This window comes from Streptomyces sp. NPDC041784 (genome assembly GCF_055591025.1).
In genome coordinates this window covers 51,355-74,474 of sequence record NZ_JBVJAB010000015.1, presented here as the reverse complement: position 1 = coordinate 74,474, position 23,120 = coordinate 51,355, and the positions used below count along the sequence as shown (strand labels likewise).

At 69.8% G+C, this 23,120-nt stretch carries 24 protein-coding genes and 1 pseudogene; 24 read left to right on the top strand and 1 reads right to left on the bottom strand.

Annotated features, from left to right (window positions below):
- Positions 1-31: 31 nt before the first annotated feature.
- The 19 genes and pseudogenes from ACZ6D7_RS29310 (at position 32) to ACZ6D7_RS29220 (ending at position 17,310) form a co-directional block, all read left to right on the top strand.
- Positions 32-1,198, top strand: a complete 1,167-nt coding sequence (locus ACZ6D7_RS29310; protein WP_469497003.1) for a PucR family transcriptional regulator — start codon at positions 32-34, stop codon at positions 1,196-1,198.
- Positions 1,199-1,267: 69 nt separating this feature from the next.
- Positions 1,268-2,173: a LysR family transcriptional regulator gene (locus tag ACZ6D7_RS29305; protein WP_469497000.1), complete on the top strand. Its 906-nt coding sequence runs from the start codon at positions 1,268-1,270 to the stop codon at positions 2,171-2,173.
- Positions 2,174-2,328: 155 nt separating this feature from the next.
- Positions 2,329-3,486 (top strand): acyl-CoA dehydrogenase family protein, encoded by a 1,158-nt coding sequence (locus ACZ6D7_RS29300; protein WP_469496998.1) that lies wholly within the window; start codon positions 2,329-2,331, stop codon positions 3,484-3,486.
- Positions 3,487-3,699: 213 nt separating this feature from the next.
- Positions 3,700-4,098 carry a hypothetical protein gene (locus ACZ6D7_RS29295; RefSeq protein ID WP_123979875.1) on the top strand — a complete coding sequence of 133 codons (399 nt, stop codon included), beginning with the start codon at positions 3,700-3,702 and terminating at the stop codon, positions 4,096-4,098.
- 51 nt (positions 4,099-4,149) lie between these two features.
- On the top strand, positions 4,150-5,166 hold the full coding sequence (locus tag ACZ6D7_RS29290; protein WP_469496996.1) for a ferritin family protein: 1,017 nt from the start codon (positions 4,150-4,152) through the stop codon (positions 5,164-5,166).
- The gene (locus tag ACZ6D7_RS29285) at positions 5,163-5,450 is read left to right on the top strand and encodes an MmoB/DmpM family protein (protein ID WP_030928026.1); all 288 of its coding nucleotides are present in this window, start codon (positions 5,163-5,165) and stop codon (positions 5,448-5,450) included. The genes ACZ6D7_RS29290 and ACZ6D7_RS29285 overlap by 4 nt, the downstream gene beginning before the upstream one ends.
- A 1-nt stretch (position 5,451) precedes the next feature.
- Entirely contained in the window at positions 5,452-7,002 is a 1,551-nt protein-coding gene (locus ACZ6D7_RS29280) for a ferritin family protein (protein WP_469496995.1), read from the top strand.
- Between the two features lies 1 nt (position 7,003).
- Positions 7,004-7,324 carry a phenol hydroxylase subunit P4 gene (locus tag ACZ6D7_RS29275; RefSeq protein ID WP_123969362.1) on the top strand — a complete coding sequence of 107 codons (321 nt, stop codon included), beginning with the start codon at positions 7,004-7,006 and terminating at the stop codon, positions 7,322-7,324.
- Positions 7,325-7,404: 80 nt separating this feature from the next.
- Positions 7,405-8,457: a 2Fe-2S iron-sulfur cluster-binding protein gene (locus ACZ6D7_RS29270; protein WP_099923658.1), complete on the top strand. Its 1,053-nt coding sequence runs from the start codon at positions 7,405-7,407 to the stop codon at positions 8,455-8,457.
- Between the two features lie 9 nt (positions 8,458-8,466).
- Positions 8,467-9,570 carry a mandelate racemase/muconate lactonizing enzyme family protein gene (locus tag ACZ6D7_RS29265; RefSeq protein WP_469496992.1) on the top strand — a complete coding sequence of 368 codons (1,104 nt, stop codon included), beginning with the start codon at positions 8,467-8,469 and terminating at the stop codon, positions 9,568-9,570.
- 47 nt (positions 9,571-9,617) lie between these two features.
- On the top strand, positions 9,618-10,487 hold the full coding sequence (gene catA / locus ACZ6D7_RS29260) for a catechol 1,2-dioxygenase (protein ID WP_469496990.1): 870 nt from the start codon (positions 9,618-9,620) through the stop codon (positions 10,485-10,487).
- Between the two features lie 18 nt (positions 10,488-10,505).
- Positions 10,506-10,802, top strand: a complete 297-nt coding sequence (gene catC, locus ACZ6D7_RS29255) for a muconolactone Delta-isomerase (protein ID WP_469496987.1) — start codon at positions 10,506-10,508, stop codon at positions 10,800-10,802.
- Complete coding sequence (locus tag ACZ6D7_RS29250) at positions 10,802-11,557, top strand: CoA transferase subunit A (RefSeq protein ID WP_469496985.1); 756 nt, start codon at positions 10,802-10,804, stop codon at positions 11,555-11,557. The genes catC and ACZ6D7_RS29250 overlap by 1 nt, the downstream gene beginning before the upstream one ends.
- The gene (locus ACZ6D7_RS29245; RefSeq protein ID WP_358978319.1) at positions 11,558-12,202 is read left to right on the top strand and encodes a CoA transferase subunit B; all 645 of its coding nucleotides are present in this window, start codon (positions 11,558-11,560) and stop codon (positions 12,200-12,202) included. It begins immediately after the preceding gene.
- 1 nt (position 12,203) lies between these two features.
- The gene (locus ACZ6D7_RS29240; protein ID WP_469496983.1) at positions 12,204-13,445 is read left to right on the top strand and encodes a thiolase family protein; all 1,242 of its coding nucleotides are present in this window, start codon (positions 12,204-12,206) and stop codon (positions 13,443-13,445) included.
- A 20-nt stretch (positions 13,446-13,465) separates the two neighbouring features.
- Positions 13,466-14,278: an alpha/beta fold hydrolase gene (locus ACZ6D7_RS29235; RefSeq protein ID WP_469496982.1), complete on the top strand. Its 813-nt coding sequence runs from the start codon at positions 13,466-13,468 to the stop codon at positions 14,276-14,278.
- 9 nt (positions 14,279-14,287) lie between these two features.
- The gene (locus ACZ6D7_RS29230) at positions 14,288-14,899 is read left to right on the top strand and encodes a helix-turn-helix domain-containing protein (protein ID WP_469496981.1); all 612 of its coding nucleotides are present in this window, start codon (positions 14,288-14,290) and stop codon (positions 14,897-14,899) included.
- Positions 14,900-15,498: 599 nt separating this feature from the next.
- Positions 15,499-16,563 (top strand): annotated as a pseudogene (locus ACZ6D7_RS29225) (acetyl-CoA C-acetyltransferase); the annotation flags it as partial.
- A 135-nt stretch (positions 16,564-16,698) separates the two neighbouring features.
- Entirely contained in the window at positions 16,699-17,310 is a 612-nt protein-coding gene (locus ACZ6D7_RS29220) for a helix-turn-helix domain-containing protein (protein ID WP_469496977.1), read from the top strand.
- A 248-nt stretch (positions 17,311-17,558) separates the two neighbouring features.
- On the opposite strand, the gene ACZ6D7_RS29215 is transcribed toward ACZ6D7_RS29220, so the two are convergent.
- A complete protein-coding gene (locus ACZ6D7_RS29215; protein ID WP_469496975.1) occupies positions 17,559-18,404 on the bottom strand; it encodes an IclR family transcriptional regulator in 846 nt (281 codons plus the stop codon).
- Positions 18,405-18,591: 187 nt separating this feature from the next.
- On the opposite strand from ACZ6D7_RS29215, the gene ACZ6D7_RS29210 reads away from it, so the two are divergent.
- The 5 genes from ACZ6D7_RS29210 to ACZ6D7_RS29190 all read left to right on the top strand — a co-directional run bounded on the left by ACZ6D7_RS29210 (position 18,592) and on the right by ACZ6D7_RS29190 (position 23,119).
- Positions 18,592-19,377 carry a 2-keto-4-pentenoate hydratase gene (locus ACZ6D7_RS29210; protein WP_469496972.1) on the top strand — a complete coding sequence of 262 codons (786 nt, stop codon included), beginning with the start codon at positions 18,592-18,594 and terminating at the stop codon, positions 19,375-19,377.
- A 148-nt stretch (positions 19,378-19,525) separates the two neighbouring features.
- Complete coding sequence (locus ACZ6D7_RS29205; protein ID WP_469496969.1) at positions 19,526-20,899, top strand: aromatic ring-hydroxylating dioxygenase subunit alpha; 1,374 nt, start codon at positions 19,526-19,528, stop codon at positions 20,897-20,899.
- Positions 20,896-21,243, top strand: coding sequence for a bifunctional 3-phenylpropionate/cinnamic acid dioxygenase ferredoxin subunit (locus ACZ6D7_RS29200; RefSeq protein ID WP_469496967.1), 348 nt, complete (start codon positions 20,896-20,898; stop codon positions 21,241-21,243). The genes ACZ6D7_RS29205 and ACZ6D7_RS29200 overlap by 4 nt, the downstream gene beginning before the upstream one ends.
- Complete coding sequence (locus ACZ6D7_RS29195) at positions 21,240-22,460, top strand: NAD(P)/FAD-dependent oxidoreductase (protein ID WP_469496964.1); 1,221 nt, start codon at positions 21,240-21,242, stop codon at positions 22,458-22,460. Before ACZ6D7_RS29200 ends, ACZ6D7_RS29195 begins: the two co-directional genes overlap by 4 nt.
- 95 nt (positions 22,461-22,555) lie before the next feature.
- Positions 22,556-23,119 (top strand): 3-phenylpropionate/cinnamic acid dioxygenase subunit beta, encoded by a 564-nt coding sequence (locus ACZ6D7_RS29190; protein ID WP_469496961.1) that lies wholly within the window; start codon positions 22,556-22,558, stop codon positions 23,117-23,119.
- Position 23,120: the final 1 nt, after the last annotated feature.

Sequence of the window (23,120 nt, the reverse complement as noted above, 5' to 3'; positions counted from 1 at the left end):
AGAAACAAGGCCAACGTCATAAGCTGCGAAGATGGACCTCTCGGGTGTGGCTTCGGTGCTGCAGGAGCGTCTCGACGAAATCAGTGAGACGCTGGCACTGCGCATACGCGCCGAGGTCGATTCCTACGCCGATGAAGTGGTCGTCCCCCGGGAATCGCTGCGGCTTTCCCTGGACCGCAATGCCCGGGTCGTCCTGGCGTATTTCGCCGAGGGCATCGAGCCTGACACCCGCCCGGCGCGCGAGACCGGGCGGATCCGCGCCGAGCAGGGCGTCCCGCTGGTGGACGCCCTGCACGCCTACCGGATCGCGTTCGACTCGCTCTGGGCGCAAATCCTCGACGAGGCCCGGCGCTACCCCGAGGTGGACCAGGCGCAGCTCGCAGCCGGATCCTCGGAGATCTGGATGCTGTTCGGCCGGTACGCGGAGGTGCTCGCCACCGCATACCGGGAGACCTCCACCGAGTTGAGCCAGCAGCGCGAGGCGAGACGTTCAGCACTGGTCGAGGCACTGTGCAGGGGCGACATATCGGACGGTGCCGGCCTCGACGACGCGGCCCGCCACCTCGGGCTGCCGCAGGAGGGACCGTACGCGGTGGTGGTGGCCGCGGCTCCCGGAGCGGGGGAGGAGCCGTTGCCGGGGATCGAGGCGGCTTTGCGCGAGGCCCTTATGCCCTCGGCCTGGCGACTGCAGCCGGACCAGCAAATCGGCCTCCTCTCACTCGCCGTCAGCGACGCCGAGACGGTGAGCCTTGGGACGCTGCGACGCTACCGCGCCCGCATCGGGATCAGCCCCCTGTTCGACTCGCTCGGCGATGCCCCCCAGGCGCTGCGCTTCGCACAGCTGGCGCTCACGGGGCTGTCCGACAAGTCGGCGGGGGTTGCCCGATTCGACGACCAACCGCTGGCCATGGTCCTCGCGGCCGCACCCGTGGAAGCGACGCGCCTGGTGCGCGTCGTTCTGGCACCCGTGCTCGCTCTGCCTCCGCACGATCGGGCGCGCTTCCTGGAGACTCTCGGCCACTGGTTCGCTGCGGGCGGCCGGGCACCGGACGCTGCAGCGCGTATGTTTCTGCATCCGAACACGGTCCGTTACCGGCTGCGCCGCGTCGAGGAGCTGATCGGTCGCTCTCTGTCAGACCCCCGCACCGTGGCCGATCTCGGGGCGGCGCTCGAAGCCCTGCGTGTTCTTCCTCGCTGAACAGCCGGTACGGCTCGAGCTAGGAGGCAGCGGCTGGGTGTGTGCTCTGCCCGGCCTATGCTCCCCCGCATGGAGCTACGGCACATCCGGTACTTCGTCGCCGTTGCCGAGGAGTGCCACTTCGGGCGCGCCGCGGAACGTCTGCACATCGCCCAGCCTCCGCTGTCGCAGCAGATCAAACAGCTGGAGACGGAACTCGGCGTACAACTTCTGACCCGGTCGACCCGCCGGGTCGGACTCACACCCGCCGGTGCCCGGTTCCTGGAGCGGGCGCGCGGCATCCTTGCCGCGGTGGACGCCACCGCGGACGAGGCAGGGCGCGTCGCCTCCGGCCTGGTCGGCAAAGTCGCCATCGGTTTCACCGGTTCGGCGACGTACGAGCTGTTGCCGACGGTGGCCCGCGCGCTGCGCGAAGAGTTCCCGGGGATCGAGCTGGAGCTCAAGGGGGAGATGCTGACACCACGCCAGGTGGAAGCGCTGCACGACCGGTCCCTGGACATCGCCTTCCTGCGCCCCCCGGTACGCGACCCCGAGCTGAACGTCCTGGTGTTCCGTCGGGAACCGCTCATCGCCGTGCTGCCGGAGGGGCACGAACTCGCCGACCGGAAGAGCGTGCCGCTGGCCGAGCTGCAGACCGAACCGTTCATCTGTTACCCCTCCCAGCATCGATCGGTGGTGTACGACGCCGTCTTCGATGCCTGCCAGCGAGCGGGCTTCCATCCTTCGGCAGTGCAGGAGGTGGCTGAGACCTCGACTCTCGTTGCCTTTGTCGCCGGCGGGCTCGGCGTCGCGCTCGTGCCCGCCTCGGTGCGGCACCTGCACATCACGGGGGCCACATACCGGCCCCTGTCGGGCACGACCGAGGAGGTCGAGCTGGCCGTCGCGACCCGAGCGGGCGAGGACTCCGCGCTGCTCGCCCGGGTGATGCCCCGCCTGCGGTGGCTGCTGGGCGGCGGCCGACCTGCCGCCCGCTGACGGCTCGGACCTGCTCTGACGTGTCGTGCGTCTCTGTACTGACACGATGGCCGACCGGTAATCTCGCAAAAGCAAGCGCTTAGTCAGACGCTTTCTGTGTGCTCGCCGGTCCGCTGGTCTCCGCTGGTCGCGAGCCGTAACGAAGGAGCATGTCCGTGCGCCGTACGGTATTCAAGGAAGATCACGAGGCGTTCCGGGAGACCCTCCGCGCCTTCATCGAAGCCGAGGTCGTTCCGGTCCACGACGAATGGCTCGCCGCCGGCCAGGCGCCGCGCGAGTTCTACTACAAGCTCGCCGAGCTGGGCCTGTTCGGGATCAACGTGCCGGAGGAGTACGGCGGCGCGGGCTTGCACACCCCCAAGTTCGAGGCCATCCAGTACGAGGAGACGGCGCGCGCCGGTGTCACCTTCGGCGGGTCCGGCGTCCACGTCAACCTCTGCCTGCCCTACATCAAGATGCTCGCCACCGACGAGCAGAAGAAGCGCTACCTGCCCAAGTTCGTCTCCGGTGAGGAGATGTGGGCCATCGCGATGACCGAGCCGGGCACCGGCTCCGACCTGGCCGGCATGAAGACCACAGCCAAGCTGAGCGAGGACGGCACGCACTACGTCCTCAACGGCGCCAAGACCTTCATCACCGGCGGTGTGCACGCCGACCGCGTCATCGTCTGCGCCCGCACCGCCGCCCCGACGGCCGAGGACCGCCGCCACGGCATCTCCCTCCTCGTGGTGGACACCAAGTCCGAGGGCTACTCGGTCGGCCGCAAGCTCGACAAGCTCGGTATGAAGACCTCCGACACCGCCGAGCTGGCCTTCGTCGACGTCAAGGTGCCCGTCGAGAACCTCCTCGGTGAGGAGAACAAGGGCTTCTACTACCTCGGCCACAACCTCGCCTCCGAGCGCTGGGGCATCGCCTACGGCGCGTACGCGCAGGCCAAGGCCGCCATCCGGTTCACCCAGCAGTACGTGCAGGATCGGGTCGTCTTCGGCAAGCCGGTCGCCACGTTCCAGAACACCAAGTTCGAGCTGGCCGCCTGCAAGGCCGAGGTGGACGCGGCCGAGGCCGTGATCGACCGCGCCACGGAGGCCCTCGACGCCGGTGAGCTGACCCCGGCCGAGGCCGCCAGCACAAAGCTCTTCTGCACCGAGGTCGCCCACCGCGTGATCGACCGCTGCCTCCAGCTGCACGGCGGCTACGGCTACATGAACGAGTACCCGATCGCCCGCCTGTACGCCGACAACCGCGTCAACCGGATCGTCGGTGGCACCAGCGAGATCATGAAGACGATCATCGCCAAGGACATGGGTCTGTAGGCATCAGGCACTCCCGTCCCTGCTCGATCGGCTCGACGTCGGGTAGATCGAGCAGGACGTCTTCTGAACATGACGCCCCGGATATCAATCCATTAGTAACCGATATTTCACACGTCATTGCGGCGCTGTAACACTCAGAGCAACCGCAGGCCGCGGCAGTGGCGCACCGCCCGAGCGGCCCCGCGGACGTCGGCTCGGACCAAGGAGCGCCCGATGACGCCGTTCATGATTTCCGTGATGTCCCTGCTCGACGGGGCGCCACCGCCCGTGCCGGAGACCGAGCCGAGCCAGGCCGGCCCGGTGGCGGTCCTCACCGACACGCAGGTCGTCGTCCGGTCCCTCGCAGAGCAGTTGATCTGCGAGGCGAACACCGTCCTCCGGGACCACGGCACCGCCTTCACCCTGGTGGACGCGACCGGCCCCGGAAGCCTGTCATTCACCATCGGCTGCGGCGAAGCCGAAGCCCGGGTGGAGACCGCCGTGTCCGGCCGTACCGCCGTCGCCCGGCTCACCGCCCCCAGTCTCCCGGACGACGTACCGCGCCGGCTCACCAGCGAGGACGAGCTTCAGGCACTCCTGCTCGGCCTGATCGCCGCCTCCGTACGCCGCTGAAACAGCGCGGCAACCGTCCCTGATGCCGATGAAGCCCGTCAGGAGAAGCTCGTGCAATACGAACTGCGCTACCGGGTCCTCGAACCGAGGCGCCAGACCTACCAGAACGTGATCGACCGCCTCGGCGACCAGCCGGCGAGCCGCTATCTCGAAGCGACACTCGACGTCGAGCCGACGGAGAACTTCCACTACCGGCCCACCTGGGCGCAGGACCGAGAGCTGTACGACGAGCGGTTCTCCGCCCTGCGGCTGACGGATCCGTACAGCTACACCGATCCGCGCCAGTACTACTACACGCCGTACGTGACTCAACGGGCCGCGCTGCACGACGAGTTCGGCAAGACGCTGGGCTACCTGGAGGCGCGCGACCTGCTCGCGAAGCTGCCCGAGGCGTGGCACACAGTGCTGACCTCGGTGGTCGTCCCGCTCAGGCACTACGAATCCGGGGCCCAGCTGGTGAGCGTCTCAGGCGCCCGCTTCGCCTACGGCACCTCCCTGGAGCAGTGCTGCACCTTCGCCGCGTTCGACCGGATCGGCAACGCGCAGATGCTCTCCCGGGCCGGGATCGCCGCCGGTGGCGGCACCGCCGAGGCGCTCAAGGAGGCCAAGCGGCAGTGGCTTGAGGGCGAGCACCTCCAGCCGCTGCGCCGCCTGACCGAGGAGATCATGGTCGTCGAGGACTGGGCGGAGGGCCTGCTGGCCGTCGACCTCGTCGACTCACTCGTCTTCCCGCTGCTGTACCAGCACCTCGACGAGACCGCGCTGCTCGGCGGGGCCGGCGCGTACAGCCTGGTCGCACAGCACCTGGCCACGTGGTACGCCGACCAGCGCAAGTGGCTGGACGCGCTGCTCACCTGCTGGGCGAACGACCCGGAACGCGGCGAGGACAACCGCGCCGTCCTGACCCGGATCGCCGCCACCTGGTCCGACCGGGCACGCGAGGCGGTCGCGGCCCTCACCGAGGCGATCGACCAGGCGCTCCCGCAGGCGGCGAGTGCCGCGGCGCTCGGCGAGCTCGCCGACGCCCACGCCACCGCATGGACCAAGACCACCGGAGGCGCCGCATGAGCACCGGAACACTGCGCCAGGTCGCCATCGACCTCCAGGAGTCCGAGGAGAACCGGGCCCTGATCGAGGCGATCAAGGACGACAACCCCGAACTGACCCTCCGTCACCTTCCCGGCCTCGTCAAGCTGCAGGCGGCGGGCCGGATCGTCATCAACCGCGAAAGCGTCGAGAACCGCCTCGGGCGGGAGTGGGAGACCGGCGAGTTCCAGCTGGCCATCGTCTCCTACACCGGCAACTTCTCCGAGTGGGACGACGACCGGATCATTGTGAGCTGGGAGCACTGACATGAGCGTGCCCACGAAGAAAGCCGCCTCGAAGCCGGCCCGCAAGCTGCCGCTCAAGGAGCGCTACGCGCTGCTCACCCGCGACCTGGACTGGGAGCCGGGATACGTCGACCGTGAGCAACTCTTTCCGCACACTCGCTACGAGGGCATCAAGATCCACGACTGGGACGGCTGGCAGGACCCCTTCCGGCTGACCGTGGACGCCTACTACAAGTACCAGGCCGAGAAGGACAAGCGGCTGTACGCCGTGCTGGACGGCTTCGCCCAGAGCCAGGGTCACCTGTCGCTGTCGGACGCCAGCTATCTGAACGCCATCAAGCTGTTCATCCAGGGCGTCACGCCCCTGGAGTACGCCGCGCACCGCCACTTCGCCTACCTGGCCCGCCACCTCGAGGGACCCGCCCCACGATTCGCGGCGCTGTGCCAGAGCGTGGACGAACTGCGCCACTGCCAGACGCAGATCCACACCATCAGCAACTACAACAAGTACTACGGCGGCTTCCACAGCTGGTCGAAGATGCACGACCGGGTCTGGTACCTGTCGGTGCCCAAGTCCCTCTTCGACGACGCGATGACCGCCGGGCCGTTCGAGTTCCTCATCTCCATCTCGTTCAGCTTCGAGTACCTGCTGACGAACCTCCTGTTCGTGCCGTTCATGAGCGGCGCCAGCTTCAACGGCGACATGCCCACCATGTCCTTCGGCTTCTCCGCCCAGTCCGACGAGAGCCGGCACATGACCCTGGGCCTGGAGGCCATCAAGTTCCTGCTGGAGCAGGACGAGGGCAACGTGCCGATCATCCAGGACTGGATCGACAAGTGGTTCTGGCGGGCGTACCGGATGTCCGCGCTGGTCGCGGGGATGATGGACTACATGCTGCCCAAGCCGGTGATGAGCTGGCGCGAGGCATTCGAGCTGTACTTCGAGGAGCAGATGCTCGGCGGGCTCTTCCCCGACCTGGAGTACTACGGCATCCAGCCGCCCCGGCACGTGAACGACGCGATCGCCGAGAAGGACCACCTCTCGCACCAGGTCTACAAGATCCTGCACAACTTCTCGTTCGCTGCCGCCTTCACCACCAAGACGCCCGACGAGGCACACATGGCGTGGCTGGCGGAGCAGTACCCGGACTCCTTCGACCAGGTCTACCGGCCGGTCTGGGAGAAGCACCGCAAGATCGAGGCCGGCGGCGGCCGGGTGTTCTTCCAGGGGCTGCCGCAGCTGTGCCAGGTCTGCCAGGTGCCGATGGCCTTCACCGAGCCCGGAAATCCGGACCGGATCTCCTTCCGGCGCAGCACCTTCCGCGACGAGACCTTCCACACCTGCAGCGACGGCTGCCAGTGGATCTTCGAACGGGAGCCGGAGAAGTACGTCCAGGCCTGGCTCCCCGTCCACCAGATCTACCAGGGCAACTGTGGCGGCCCCACCGTGCCCGATGTGCTCGCCTGGTACGGCATCCAGGAGGGTGACAACGGCGAGTACACGGGTTCCCCCGACCAACTCGCCTGGGCCGCATGGCACAGCGACGGCGACCGCGACGGCAAGGCGGTGTGAGATGACGGTCAAGGCGCTGTACGACTACGAGTTCCCGTCGGCCGACCGCGCCGAGGTGTTCGGCGACGACCAGCTGGTCTACGTGCACTGGCGGGGCAACCCGCTGTTCTGCTCGGCCGCCTGCTTCCGCGTACCGAAGAACATGCCGTTCGCGGAATTCGTCGATTCGATGGTGCACGGCTGGGCCGCGTCCGACCCCGACTTCGATCCCGCGTCAGTCACCGACTGGCGGCTGTTCGACGAACCGCTCACCGGCGGGCAGGACAAGTCGCTGGCCGACCTCGGCATCGGACACAAGGCTCTGCTCAGCTTCGCGGCCTGAGCGGCCACCGCAATCCACCCGCGGGTGCAGGCGCTGCCCGAGAAGCCCCGCACCCGCGGGTCCGGCAAGGGAGAACCGCAGTGACCACTCACACTGTCCGCATCGAGCCGCTCGGCGCGGAGATCGAGTGCCGTGAGGACCAGACGGTGCTGGACGCCGCTCTGCGCGAGGGCATCTGGCTGCCACACGCGTGCACCCACGGCACCTGCGGCACCTGCAAGGCACAGATCCTCGAGGGCGACGCCGACCTTGGTGACGCCTCCCCGTACGCGCTGTTGGAGAGCGAACGTGAGGAGGGCTGCGCACTGCTGTGCGTGGCCTGCCCCCGCGGCGATCTCGTCGTGGAGGGCGAGGTGGACGTCGAGGAGGGCGTGGACATCCACCCGGTGCGGGACCGGGCGGGCCAGGTGACCGTCGTCGAGGACATCGCCCCGGACGTGCGGCGGGTCGTCATCACGCTGGACGAGCCGCTGGCGTTCAACCCGGGACAGTACGTCCTGCTGGACGTGCCCGGCGGCGAGCAGCGGCCGTACTCCATCGCCAGCAGCCCCGCCGACGGCGGTCGTATCGAACTGCACATCAAGCGTTCCGAGGGCGGGGTGTGCACCGACGGCTGGATCTTCAAGACTCTGAGTGCGGGGGAGCGGGTCGCACTCTCCGGTCCGTACGGCCAGTTCTCCTTCCGGCCGCTGCGCGAGGAACCCGTTCTGCTGCTGGCCGGCGGCACCGGTCTCGCACCGATGGTGTCGATGCTCCGGCACCTGGTCGAGACCGGCACCGAGCGCGAGGTGGTGCTCTACCACGGCGTCGCCGCCCAGGAGGACCTCTACGACGCGGAGTGGTTCGAGACGCTTCAGGCGGAGCACGACTGGTTCACCTACCGCCCCGCCCTCTCCCGCGACAGCTGGCAGGGCCGCAGCGGGCGAGTCCCCGCCCTGCTGGCCGAGGACTATCCCCGCGCCTCCGGCCACGTGGCCTACGTCTGCGGCAGTCCGGCAATGGTCGCCGACACGCTGAAGGCTCTGATGAAGGCGCGCCTCTTCCCACGTGACATCTACAGGGAGGACTTCTTCGACGCGGCCGACCGCGCTGCCGGCACTCACGTCGTGCGCAGTCCGCTCATCCGCCGATAAGGACCAGACGTGAAGATCACCAGGATCGAGACGATCCCGTTCGCCATCCCCTACCGCAAGGCGCTGCGCTTCGCGAGCGGAGAGGTGGGCACGGCCGAGCACGTACTCGTCCGCGTCCACACCGAGGACGGGATCACCGGCACGGCGGAGGCGCCACCCCGCCCCTTCACCTACGGCGAGACCCAGGCGTCGATCATCGCCGTGATCGACACCGTCTTCGCCCCGCAAATCCTGGGCGAGTCCGCGCTGCGCCGTGAGGCGATCTGGACCCGGCTGGCCAGGACGGTCGGCAACCCCACCGCCAAGGCCGCCCTCGACATGGCCCTCTGGGACGTCATAGGCCAGTCGCTGGGCGTGTCGGTGACCGAGCTCCTCGGCGGGTTCACCGACCGGATGCGGGTCGCCCACATGGTCGGCTTCGCCCCGGCGGCCGAGATGGTGGCCGAGGCCGAGAAACTGCGCGCCGAGTACGGCATCACCGCCTTCAAGGTGAAGGTCGGGCGCCGCCCCTACCGGGACGACGTCGAGGCCACCCGCGCCCTGCGGGAAGCCCTCGGTGAGGACGTGGAGCTCTATATCGACGGCAACCGGGGCTGGACCGCGGCTGAATCGGCCCGCGCCCTGCGCGAGCTGGAGGACGTGGGCCTCACCTTCGCCGAGGAGCTGTGCCCGGCTGACGACGTCCTCGCCCGGCGCTGGCTCGCCGAGCACAGCAGCATCCCGCTGTACGCCGACGAGAGCGCCACCCGGCCCGCCGAGGTCACCCGCGAACTCCTCGCCGGAGCGGCGCACGGGGTGAGCGTGAAGACGGCACGCACGGGGTTCACCCAGTCCCAGCGCATCGTCCACCAGTGCGAGGGCCTGGGCGTCGACGTGGTGATGGGCAACCAGATCGACGGCCAGATCGGCTCCCTGTGCAGCGCCGCGTTCGGAGCCGCATTCCAGACGACCGCGCGGCGCCCCGCGGAACTGTCCAACTTCCTGGACATGACCGACGACCTGCTCGCCGAGCCGCTGCGGATCGAGAACGGCACGGTCCGCGTACGCGCGGCCGCCGGCCTCGGCATCGAGATCGACGACAACAAGCTGAAGCACTACCGCCAGGACATGTGAACCGCCCATACATCTGACTCGACGACCAGCTCGAAGGAGAGCCGGACATGACCGATGTCACCACACAGCAGAGCATGGAACAGAAGGCCACCGCCGCTGCCTCGGGAGCCTCGGCGACCGAGCGTTTCCAGGCCAAAGAGCGCAGCGAGGCCGCCAGCAGCAAGGAGCGGGTCAGCACGCTCGCCTCGGAAGTCCTGGCCGCGGTACACGACGTGATCCGCCGTCACAAGGTCACCTACGCCGAGTACGACGCCCTCAAGGCCTGGCTGATCCAGGTCGGCCTCGACGGCGAGTGGCCGCTCTTCCTCGACGTGTGGGTGGAGCACGTGGTCGAGGAGGTCAACAACGAGGCCCGCCCCGGCAGCAAGGGCACCATCGAAGGGCCGTACTACGTTCTGGGCGCCCCGGCCCTGTCTGCGGACGCCACCCTGCCCATGCGTGAGGGCGAGAGCGGTACGCCCCTCGTCTTCCAGGGCCAGGTGCGCAGCGCCGACGGCACCCCGCTGCCCGGCGCCCTGGTCGACATCTGGCAGGCCGACGCCGACGGCCTGTACGCGCAGTTCGCGCCGTACCTCCCGGAGTGGAACCTGCGGGGCAGCGTCACGGTCGACGAGAAGGGCACCTTCCGTATCCGCACCGTCGAACCGGCCCCCTACCAGATTCCGACGGACGGCTCCTGCGGCAAGCTGATCGCCGCCGCCGGCTGGCACGCGTGGCGCCCCGCCCACCTCCACCTGAAGGTCAGCGCACCCGGCCACCAGACGCTCACCACCCAGCTGTACTTCCGCGGCGGCGAGCACGTCACCGATGACATCGCCTCCGCCGTCAAGCCCGAGCTGGTCCTCGACCCCGCCCCGGCGGCGGACGGCAACGGGCACGAGGTCCACTACGACCTCGAGCTCGCGCCGCAACAGTGAAGGACCGGAGGAAACGCGATGCTGTTCGCGGTGCGCATGGACGTGGAGATTCCGCGGGACCTCGACCCCGAGGTACGCGCGGACCTGGTGGCCCGGGAGAAGGTCTACTGCCAGGAACTGCAGAAGACCGGTGAGTGGGTGCACATCTGGCGGTGCGTCGGCCAGTACGCCAACATCAGCGTCTTCGACGTCGCCGACAACGAGGCGCTGCACCGGATCCTGTGGAACCTGCCGCTCTTCCCCTACATGAGCGTCGAGGTCATCCCGTTGGCCCAGCACCCGTCCGACCTCGCGGCCGGCGTGGAAGTGGCCTGATGGACAAGACGGTGGCCACCGCCCACGAGGCGGTGGCCGACCTACCGGAGGGTGCCTCGCTGGCGGTGGGCGGGTTCGGGCTCAGCGGTGTGCCGAACGTGCTCATCCAGGCGTTGTACGAGCGCGGGGTCGGCGGGCTGAGCGTGGTGTCGAACAACTGCGGCGCCCTGGAATCCGGTCTCGCGGTCCTGCTGGCCGCGGGCCGGATCGCCCGGGTGACCGGCTCCTACATCGGCGCCAACAAGGAGTTCGCCCGCCAGTACCTGGCCGGGGAGCTGGAGGTGGAACTGATCCCCCAGGGCACGCTGGCCGAGCGGCTGCGTGCCGGGGGCGCCGGGATCCCCGCCTTCTACACCCCGGCCGGGGTGGGCACGCAGGTCGCCGAGGGTGGGCTGCCCTGGCGCTACGACGGTTCCGGCGGCGTCGCGCTGGCCTCGCCGCCGAAGGAGGTGCGGGAGTTCGACGGCGTGGAGTACGTCCTGGAGCGCGGCATCCGCACCGACTACGCCCTGGTGCGCGCGGCCCGCGGAGACCGGCACGGAAACCTGGTGTTCAACAAGTCCTCCCGCAACTTCAACCCGCTGGCGGCGATGGCCGGGCGCATCACCATCGCCGAGGTGGAGGAACTGGTCGAACCCGGCGCGATCGACCCCGATGCAGTGCATCTGCCGGGCATCTTCGTGCAGCGCATCGTCGCGCTCACCCCTCAGCAGGCGGAGGACAAGAAGATCGAGCAGCGGACGGTGAGCCCCTAGATGGCCTGGACTCGCGAACAGATGGCCGCTCGCGCCGCCCGCGACCTGAAGGACGGGCAGTACGTCAACCTCGGCATCGGACTGCCCACACTGATCCCCAACTACCTGCCCGATGACGTGGAGGTGGTGCTGGAGTCGGAGAACGGCATCCTGGGCACCGGCCCCTACCCCACCGAGGACCAGGTCGACCCGGACCTGATCAACGCCGGCAAGGAGACGGTCACCGTCCTGCCCGGCGCCTCCTTCTTCGACTCGGCGCTCTCCTTCGCCATGATCCGCGGCGGGCACATCGACGTCGCCGTGCTGGGCGCGATGCAGGTCTCCGAGCGCGGTGACCTGGCCAACTGGGCCATTCCGGGAAAGCTGGTGACCGGGATCGGCGGGGCGATGGACCTGGTCCACGGCGCCCGACAAGTGATCGTGGTGATGACCCACACCGCCAAGGACGGCAGCCCGAAGATCCTCACCGAGTGCGCCCTGCCGCTCACCGGCAGGGCGTGCGTGAACCGGATCATCACCGACCTCGGCGTCCTCGACGTCACCGACGACGGACTGGTCCTCGTCGAAACCGCGCCGCGCATCTCCGTCGAGGAGATCACCGCCCGGACCGATGCCAAGCTGATCGTCCCGGAGGGCCTCGCCTGACATGAAGACCGTCTACATCGTGGACGCGGTGCGCACCCCGATCGGCCGCTGCAACGGCGCCCTCGCCGCCGTCCGCCCCGACGACCTGGCCGCCCACGTCATCCGACAACTCCTGGGCCAAACCCCCGAGTTGGACCCGGCCGTCATAGGTGACGTGTATTTCGGCAACGCCAACGGCGCCGGCGAGGAGAACCGCAATGTCGCCCGCATGGCCGCCCTGCTCGCCGGACTGCCCACTTCCGTGCCGGGGGTGACCGTCAACCGGCTGTGCGCCTCCGGCCTCGAAGCCGTCATCCAGGGCTACCGGGCGATCGCGCTCGGAGACGCGAGCGTCATCGTGGTGGGCGGGGTGGAGTCCATGACCCGCGCGCCCTACGTGCTGCCCAAGTCCGACCGGCCCTTCCCGGCCGGGCACGCCGAGCTGTACTCCACCACCCTCGGCTGGCGCATGGTCAACCCGAGGATGGACCCGCAGTGGACCATCCCTCTGGGCGAGTCCGCCGAGCTCATCGCCGACAAGCACAAGATCAGCCGAGAGCAGCAGGACGAGTTCGCCCTGCACAGCCACCGCAAGGCCGCCCCAGCTCAGCGACAGGGCCTGTTCGACGCCGAGATCGTCCCCGTCACCATCCCGCAACGCAAGGGCGACCCGGTCTCCTTCGACCGCGACGAGGGCGTCCGGCCGGGCGCCTCGCTGGAGGCGATGGCCAAGCTCAAGCCGTCCTTCCGCGCCGCGAGCGAAGCGAGATGGGGGTCCCCCCGGCCGGAGGCTGGGGGAGGCACGATCACCGCGGGCAACGCCTCACCCCTCAATGACGGCGCGGCAGCCCTACTGCTGGTCGACGAGGAGGGCCTGAAAGCCACCGGTCGCGAGCCGCTCGCCCGCGTGAGCGCCAGCGGCACATCGGCAATTGACCCGCACTACTTCGGACTTGCCCCAGTCGAGGCCGTCAACCGCGCCCTGACCAAGGCCGGCAAGACCCTCGCCGACCTCGACGTCCTGGAACTCAACGAAGCCTACGCCGCCCAGGTCCTCGGCTGCCTCGCCGAATGGCCCGAGTTCGACCCGGCGGTCCTCAACCCCCAGGGCGGCGCCATCGCCCTCGGCCACCCCCTCGGCGCCTCTGGCGCCCGCCTCGCCGGCACGGTCGCTCACCAGCTCGCCCGCCGGGGCAGTGGCACCGGCATCGCAACCCTCTGCATCGGCGTAGGCCAGGGCCTCGCCCTCCTCCTCGAACGCTGAGAACCTCCACAGGAGCCGCAGTGAAGCATCGCCCTCTGCTGCATCACCGGGTGCTCGGTCCCGTCGACGCGCCGCTGCTCGTCCTGGGACCCTCGCTCGGCACGTCGACGACCGTATGGGAACCCCATGTGGCGGTGCTTGCCGAGAGCCACCGCGTGCTGTGCTACGACCTTCCAGGGCACGGCGGCTCGCCGAGCGATCTCGTCCGGGATCACAATCCCGGCCGTACGACAGTCGGCGACCTTGCCCACATGGTCCTGGACCTCGTCGCCCACCACGGCCGGGACCGGTTCCACTACGCCGGCATCTCGCTCGGCGGCGGTGTGGGGGTGCACCTCGCACTGCATCAGCCGGACCACATCGCCTCGCTGGCGCTGGTCTGTTCCTCGGCGTACTTCGGCCCGCCGCAGTTCTGGCAGGAGCGCGCCGATCTCGTACGACGCGAGGGGACCGGCGCCCTGCTCGAGGCCATGCCCGGCCGCTGGTTCGCCGATCCCGGCACAGCCGCGACCTCCCTCGGGAAGACGTTCCTGCAGGACCTCGCCACCGCCGATCCGATCGGCTACGCCGCCTGCTGCGACGCCCTTGCCGCCTACGACGTTCGGCGCGACCTGAGAAGGATCACCGCCCCCACGCTCGTGCTCGGTGGCTCCCAGGACACCGCCACACCCCTGCCACATGCCAGGGAACTCGCCGAGGGGATTTCCGGGGCGAAGTCGGTGACGGTGCATACGGGTCATCTCGCCGTGGAAGAGCCACAGGCCGTCGGGGCGGCGTTGCTGGCCCATCTCCGAATGGCGGGCGGCGCGGAGGACGCCGACCGGAGCTCGTAGAGTGGCTGTGTGTCACAAGGAAACAGCGTTGTCGCGCGCAATGTGCGCCTTCTCAGGGAGCAGCGCGGCCTGTCCCTGGCCGAGCTGGCCCGCCGGGCGGGGCTGGCCAAGCAGACACTGTCGAATCTGGAGCAGGGCACGGGCAACCCCACGGTCGACACCCTGTTCTCCATCGCCACGGCCCTCGGCGTGCCGGTGACCCGGCTGGTCGCCGAGCGGGAACAGGTCATCACCGTGCAGCGGGGCGACGACGTTGTCTGGGAGCAGCACGGAAGGTACGAGTCACGGTCGCTCGACCACATCTACGGCTCAGGTGTCATCGAGAACTACGTGGTGCGCATCGGCCGGCACAGCGACGGTGCGGACATGCCGTCCGAACCGCACCCGGTGGGCACGCTGGAACACCTCTACGTCATCAGCGGCAAGGTACGCGTGGGGCCTGTCGACAGCCCGCTGGAGCTTGCCGAGGGGGATTTCGCGCGCTATCCGGGCGACCGGCCCCACGTGTACGAGTCACTGGCGGACGAGAGCCTGGTGCACATCGTGGTGAGTGTGCCGCGCGTCCAGCCTGGCACCGGCGGTACGAACCTGGCGCGGACCCACGGGAACGAAAGACGCTGAGCTTCGCCGCACCTGGTGTGCCGCATCTCGGCACAACCGATTGGCCCACCCCCGGGACAGGGCGGAATCTGGCGTTGGCCGCTCGTCAGGGCGGTCCGGGGCCGCCAGGCGTGAGCGTCCGGGCTAATACCGTGGTGCTCTTGCGCGCACGCCTGGCCGGCCACCGTTCTCCGCGTCCAGACCAGGGATGGTCGTGTCGGAGACCGGGATCCCTCCACAAACGGGTGGGGCCGGACAGTCCGCGACGGCATGGCAGGCGGATCGGCCGGGTCGGCGTGTCCGATCCGCTTCCCCGGTGACCTCGGTGCCGCGCATGCCGGGGGCACCGGCGGTCCGCTCAGGCCGCCGGCGGCCTGCTCACGTCGTACGGCGCTGCCGCTTGGCGTCCCTTCGCTGCGGTGAGGGCGCTTGCCGCCTCGAAGGCCACGCGGCGCAGGGCCGGGGCGTATCGGGACGGCTCGAAGCGGTGGTGGGCGCCGGCGACCGAGAGCGCCGCCCTGCACGCCTCCTTGGACGGTGCCCGCTGCCGGACTTGCCTGGCCGGTCACTGCCATGACCCGTCCATGTACTTCGCCCATGACATGCGAAGGGCACACACTGTGACCACCGAGGCGTACGTCTACGACGCCATCCGCACTCCACGCGGCCGAGGCAAGCGCAACGGCTCCCTGCACGGGACCAAGCCCATCGACCTGGTCGTCGGGCTGATCCACGAGCTCCAAGCCCGCTTCCCCGGTCTGGACCCGTCCGCGATCGACGACATTGTGCTCGGTGTGGTCAGCCCGCTCGGCGACCAGGGCGGCGACATCGCCCGGACCGCCGCCCTCGCGGCCGGCCTTCCCGACACCGTCGCGGGCGTGCAGGAGAACCGCTTCTGTGCCTCCGGCTTGGAGGCCGTCAATCTGGCGGCGGCAAAGGTCCGTTCGGGCTGGGAGGACCTGATCCTGGCCGGCGGGGTGGAGTCGATGTCCCGGGTCCCGATGGGCTCCGACGGCGGCGCCTGGCTCATGGACCCGCTGACCGCCTACGAGGCCCGGATCGTGCCGCAGGGCGTCGCCGCCGACCTCATCGCCACCATCGGGGGCTTTTCCCGCACGGAAGTGGACGCCTTCGCCGCCGAGTCCCAGAACCGTGCCGCCAAGGCCAAGGCCGACGGCCTCTTCGACCGTTCCGTGGTCCCGGTCAAGGACCGCAGCGGGCTCGTGGTGCTGGACCGCGACGAGTTCATCCGCCCCGGGACGACCGTGGAGACTCTGGCCGCCCTCAAGCCGTCCTTTGCCCGGATCGGCGAGGCCGGCGGCTTTGATGCCCTGGCCCTGCAGAAGTACCACTGGGTGGAGAAGATCGACCACGTCCACCACGCGGGCAACTCCTCCGGCATCGTCGACGGCGCCGCCCTGGTCGCCATCGGCAACCGCGAGGTCGGCGAACGGTACGGGCTGCACCCGCGGGCCAGGATCGTCTCGGCCGCGGTCTCCGGCTCCGATCCGACCATCATGCTGACCGGCCCGGCCCCGGCCGCCCGCAAGGCCCTCGCCAAGGCCGGGCTGGAGCCTTCGGACATCGACCTGGTGGAGATCAACGAGGCCTTCGCGGCGATCGCTCTGCGCTTCATGCACGAACTCGGCTTCCGCCACGAGCAGGTGAACGGTGGAGCATCGGCATCCGAGCCGTTGAGACTCTGCTTTTCCACGCTCGCTCCGACTGCGCGGTGAGGCCGCCGTCTCGATCCCCGATGTGGTCGCTGCACAGCTGGGATGCCCGGCGTGCCCCCTGCTGGGACCGCTTAAAGTGGCCGTGTGTCCACAGGAAACGCCGTAGTGGCGCGCAACGTGCGCTTTCTCAGAGAGCAGCGGGGTCTGTCTCTGGCCGAGTTGGCCCGGCAGGCCGGGCTGGCCAAGCAGACACTGTCGAATCTGGAGCAGGGCACCGGCAACCCCACGGTGGACACCCTGTTCGCCATAGCTGCTGCGCTCGGTGTCCCGGTCACCCGGCTGGTGGCCGAGCGGGAGCAGGTGATGACCGTGCAGCGGGCCGACGAGGTCGTCTGGGAGCAGCACCGCGGATACGAGTCCCGGTCGCTGGACCACGTGTACGGCTCTGGTGTCATCGAGAACTACGTGGTGCGCATCGCCCAGGACCCGCACGGCGTGGTCAAGCCGTCCGAGCCGCACCCGGTGGGCACCCTGGAGCACCTGTACGTGATCAGCGGCCGTGTCCGCGTGGGCCCCGCCGGGGAGCCGGTGGAGCTGTCGGCCGGGGACTTCGTGCGTTATCCGGGCGACCGTCCGCACGTCTACGAGTCGCTGGACGGCGAAAGCCTGGTGCACATCGTGGTGAGCGTGCCTCGCGTGCAGCCCGGCACTGGCGGTGTCAGCGTGGCGCGGACGCACGGCGGCGTCCGGCGCTGATCCGGATGCGCTGTGCCGTCTTTTGGCACGTGTTCTCGCCGCGGTGGGCGCCGACCCGGAATGCTGGCGTCAGCCGCCGGTGGACGTCGGGGGCGACCTCACCGCTGACCACTCCTGGCAAGGACAGCGGTGAACAAGGTCGGGATCAGGCCACTCCGCTGGGCCCGGCCCGTCCGTGAGGCGACCTCGGTGCCGCGCACACCGGGGTCGCCGCCCAGGTGGGTGGCCTGTCGGCTCTCGTGCGAGGGTCAAGCCGCAGACAGATTGTCGAGCCTCGAGGGGGCCGCCTGCCGGCTTGCTGTGGCCGCGTTGACCGCGCGTGCCGCTTCGTAGGCCACGCGTCGCAGAGCCGGCGCGAACCGGGCGGGCTCGAAGCGGCGGTCGGCGCTCGCGACGGAGAAGGCGGCCACGGGTCGCCCGGCCGAACCCATGATCGGTACGGCGACGCAGGTGAGGCCGGGAACAGCTTCCTGGCGGTCGTAGGCGACGCCCTCCCGGCGGATGCGGCGCAGCTCGGACCGGAAACCGTCGGGATCGGTGCAGGTGTACTCAGTGCGTGCCGCGAGTCCGCCGGCGATCGCGGCGTCGATGGCGTCGTGGTCGAAGGCGAGGAGGGCCTTGCCGACGCCGGTGCAGTAGGCGGGCAGGCGGGCGCCGATCCGGGAGGGGGAGCGGGTCGCTCGGTGGCCCTGGATCTTGTTGACGTACACGATGTCGGTGTCGTGCAGTACGGCCAGGTGCACGGTCTCGTGGGTCATCTCGTACAGGTCCGCCAGATGCGGCATCAGGCATTCCTGCAGGAGCGGGGGATTGGGGCCGTAGACCCGTACGCCGATGTCGAAGAGCTGGGATCCCAGCCGGTAGTTGCTGCCGACACGTTCCACGAGGTCGTTGCGGTGGAGGATGCCCAGCAGTCGGAAGGTGGTCGACTTGGTCAGCCGTGTCCGCCGGGCCAGCTCGCTCACGCCGATTTCCCCGTCCATTTCGGCGAGGGACTTCAGGAGGAAGAGCGCCTTGTCGACCGCGGTCTGCTGGTCGGGCTCGCCGGTCGCCGTGGCTGAGGGCTGCGCGGAAGGCGAGGAGGGGAGTGGCATGGCGGGCTCCGATGGGGATCCAGGGTGGCCATTAAAATGGACGCACGTCCAGCTTAATAGATCGTTTCGTCGTTGTAAAACACCGGGGACCCCGCTTGCCCCTGCGTGACGGATCCGATCGTCACCCCGTGCCGTATCTCGGCACGGTGGCTGGGCACGGCGGCCGGGAGCAGCGTCTGCTGTGGCCATGCAGCGACACGCCACAGTGGCCACGACCGCCGTCCTCGCCGCCCCGGCTTCCCCCGACGCACAGCTCGTCGAGGAGCTGGCGGCGTTGCTGCGGCGTGCCGAGGCCTGGGGGCACCTCCCGGCCGAAGGCTGGGGGAGGATTCCCGTCGCACCACTCACCGAGGAGTACGAGGACCTGGACCTGGCCGGCGCCTACGCCGTGCAGGAGGCCAACGTACGGATCCGTCTCGCGGCGGGTGAGCACCTCGCCGGACGCAAGGTGGGCCTCACGTCCTTGCCGATGCGCGAGCAACTCGGCCTGCCCGAAGCGAGCTTCGGGACCCTGTTCCAGTCGATGGTGATCCCGGACGGCGGCACCATCGACACGCGGGAGCTCATCACCCCGCGAGCCGAGGCAGAGGTCGGTCTGGTCCTCGGCCGGCGGCTGTCCGGACCCCGCGTGACGGGCGCGGAGGTCCGGGCGGCCGTCACCCAGGTGGCGCTGGCCGTGGAGATCATCGACAGCCGCATCGCCGACTGCCGCGTTTCCCAGGCCGACACCGTTGCCGACAACGCCTCCTCGGCGCGCGTCGCGTTTGGCCTGGGGGCCGAAGTTCTCGGCGATCCGCTTCGGGCCGTGGCCGGCCGGCCCGGACGCTCCACGCGCACGGCAGCGCTCTCCACCCGGGCGAGCTGCTGCTTCACCGGGTCTGTGCACGCCGGCGTCCCACTGACACCGGGCTCTCGGCTCGCCGTGCGGTCCGGCACCGGCCGCCTGCCCGGACTGACCGTCACCGTCCGATGAACCACCAGCAAGGAAGCGGGTGAGCCGCCATGCCACCGCGTGAACCGAAGCGCTCCGACTCATCGGGTGTGCACATGAACGCACGCCGAACCACCAGCCCACGAGGGCGGCGCAGCGCGCGCCCGATCCGGCCCGAGGAGGCCCAGCGATGACAACCACGCCCGCCCGGCTGGGGGCACCTTCCGCCCGAAGGGTGGGGGAGGACCGCCTGGCTCGCGTACCCGAGCCGACCGTCGACGTCAGCCCTTACTTCGACCTCGACCGCGGTCTGGTCGACCGCACGATCTTCAGCGACCAGGCCGTCTACCGGCAGGAGCTGCGCCGGATCTTCGCGCCGAGCTGGCTGTTCCTCGCGCACGAGAGCCAGTTCACGAAGCCCGGTGACTTCTTCTCCAGCTACATGGGCGAGGACCCGGTCATCGTCACCATGGGCAAGGACCGGAAACTGCGTGCCTTCCTCAACGCCTGCCGCCACCGCGGCATGCGGGTGTGCCGCGCCGACGCGGGGGCGACCAAGGCGTTCACGTGCAGCTACCACGGCTGGTCCTACGACACCTCCGGGAAGCTGATCAACGTCCCCAACGGAGGGGACTACCCCGCCCACTTCGAGCAGGACCAGTGGGGACTGATCGAGGTCGCGCAACTCGACACGTACAAGGGACTCGTCTTCGCGACCTGGAACCCCGAGGCCCCGCCCCTGGTGGACGCGCTCGGCGGACTGGCCTGGTACCTGGACGCGATGCTCGACCACGACCCGGAGGGCACCGAGGCCGTCGGCGGGGTGCACAAGTGGGTGCTGGAGGGCAACTGGAAGCTCGCCGCCGAGCAGTTCGCCTCCGACTGGTACCACGTCAACATCTCGCACGCCTCCGCGCTGATGGTCATGTCGCCCACCGGCAAGGGCCCCAAGACGGAGATCGTGCAGACGCCGGGCCGGCAGTACACCGACTCGCTGGGGCACGGGCACGGCTTTCCGACCCACCCCAAGAGCCGTTTCGACGACCGTGTCGTACACGAGTGGACCGACTACGAGGCGCTGCGCGAACGGCTCGGTGACGCCCGGGTCGAGGGGCCGATGACCACCGGGCACGGCACCGTCTTCCCGAACTTCTCCTACCTGCCCGTCAACGGCTCCATCCGCGTGTGGCACCCCAAGGGCCCGGACAAGATGGAGGTCTGGGCCTGGACCATCGTCGACAAATCGATGCCGGACGAGGTCAAGGACGCCCAACGCATCTACAACCTGCGCACGTTCGGGCCGAGCGGCATCTTCGAGCAGGACGACGGCGAGAACTGGAGCGAGGTGCAGGCCACCGCGCACGGCTTCGTGGCCGGCTCCATGACGCTCAACTACCAGATGGGACTGGGGCTTCAGTCCGAGGACGGCGTCCACCCCGGCACCACCGGCCGCCTCTACAGCGACGGCGCCGCCCGCGGCTTCTACGCCCGCTGGCGCGACCTGATGAACACGCCCGCCTGGCACGAGAAGAACGCCGCGAAGAACCCCGAGGACACCCCATGAGCACCACCGGCACCGGCATCCGGGTCGCCGCCGTCGGCGACATCGAGGAGGGCGAGGCGCTGAAGGTGCCCGCCGAGACCACCGGCCACACCGACGCCATCGCCGTCTTCCACGAGGGCGGCGCCTACTACGCCCTCGACGACACCTGCACCCACGGCCAGGCATCGCTCGCCGACGGCTGGATCGAGGACGGCGAGGTCGAGTGCCCGCTGCACAGCGCCCGCTTCTGCCTCAAGTCCGGCGAACCGCAGTGCATGCCCGCCACCCTCGCCCAGCGCACCCACCGGGTCGAGGTGCGCCAGGATGAGGTCTGGCTGCACCCCGGCGAGGAGGCCGACGCATGAGCGCGCCACGGCGTGTCGCCGTCGTCGGCGCGGGCCTGGCCGCCGTCTCGACCTGCGACGCGCTGCGCGCCCAGGGCTACGACGGCGAGCTCGTGCTGTTCTCCGCCGAGCGCGGCCTGCCCTACGACCGCCCGCCACTCAGCAAGGACGTCCTGCTCGGCAAGTCCCGCCGCGAGAACATCCTGCTGCGGCCCGAGCAGTGGTACGACGAGCAGGGCATCGAACTCCGCGACGGCGCCCCGGTCCGGGCGATCCGCCCGCACGAGGGCGGACTTGAGCTGGCCGACGGCGAGCTTGCCGCAGCCGACCGGATCGTGCTGGCCACCGGCGGCACCGCGCGCCCCCTGCCGGTGCCGGGCGGTGACGACCCGGCCGTACACCTGCTGCGCACCTGGGAGGACGCCGAACGGCTGCGGGAGCGGCTGCTACCCGGCGCCCGGGTGGCGGTGATCGGTGCCGGGCTGATCGGCGCGGAGACCGCGGCCGTCGCCCACGCCCTGGGCTGCCGCGTCACCCTCATCGACCCGCTACCGGTGCCACTGACCGCAGCGGTCGGGGACGACATCGCGAACGCACTGCATCGGAGGCACTCCGCCGAAGGCATCGGCGTCCTGACCGCCGGCGTCGAATGCATCGAGCGCCGTCCAGGCAACCTTGGAGTCCTGCTGCATCTCACCGGCTACGGGGCACCCGTGCTCGCCGACACCGTGGTGGTCGGCATCGGCATGCGTCCGGCCACGGAACTGGCCGAGGCCGCGGGGCTGAACGTCGACAACGGTGTGGTCGTCCACCCGGGTCAGCGCACCTCCCACCCCAATGTCCTCGCCGTCGGCGACGTCGCCCGCCCCGAAGGGCACAAGGTCCGTCATGAGCACTGGGAGGCCGCCCAGCGCGACGGCGAGGCCGCCGCCCACGGCATCCTCGGCCGCCCCCTGCCGTCCTTCGGCGCTTCCTGGTTCTGGTCCGACCGGCACGGCTCCCGGCTGGAGGCGGTCGGCACCATGGCGGACGCCGAGCGCACCGTGCTGCGCGGGGCTCCGGGCGACGGCGCCTTCACCGTCTTCGGGCTGCTGGGCGACCGGCTGGTGGCCGCGGCCGCCATCGACCGGCCACGCGACATCAAGGCCGCCCGGCGGATCGTCGATCGCGGTGTCGCTGTCGACGCGGCCGCCCTGTCCGACGAGAGCGCGGATCTGCGCACGCTGCTGAAGCGCTGAACCGCCACGTGCCGCCTGGTGGCACACGCGCTCCCCGAACCGCCCCCTCCGCGCTGGAATGGCACCACCCGGCGCGGCCCGCAGGAGGACCCCCGATGAGCATCCACCCCCCGGAGACCCCCCGGACGACCGCACCCGCCGTCGACGAGGACATGCGGCTCCACTTCGAGGTACAGCGCTTGTACGCCGTCGAGGCACAGCTGCTCGACCAGCACCGCTACGCCGACTGGCTGGAGCTGTTCACCGACGACCTGCACTACTGGGCGCCGGTACGCACCAACCGCCTGCGGCGCCAGCAGGCCCTGGCCGACGGCTCGCCCGGCGAGGTCGCCATCTTCGACGAGACCAAGCCGAGCCTGGCCTGGCGCATCCGCCGGTTCGACTCGGGCATGGCCTGGGCCGAGGACCCGCCGTCGCGGACCCGGCATCTGATCACCAACATCCTGGTCTGGCCGGCCGACGAGCCCGGCGAGTACGTCGCCGAGTCGTCATTCCTCTGCTACCGCAACCGCCTGGAACGTGAGGTCGACATCTACGCCGGCGGCCGCACCGACCAGCTGCGCCGCGACCCGGACGACGGACGGCTGCTGATCGCGCGCCGCACCATCCTGATCGACCAGAACGTCCTGCTCGCCAAGAACCTCAGCACCTTCCTGTAAG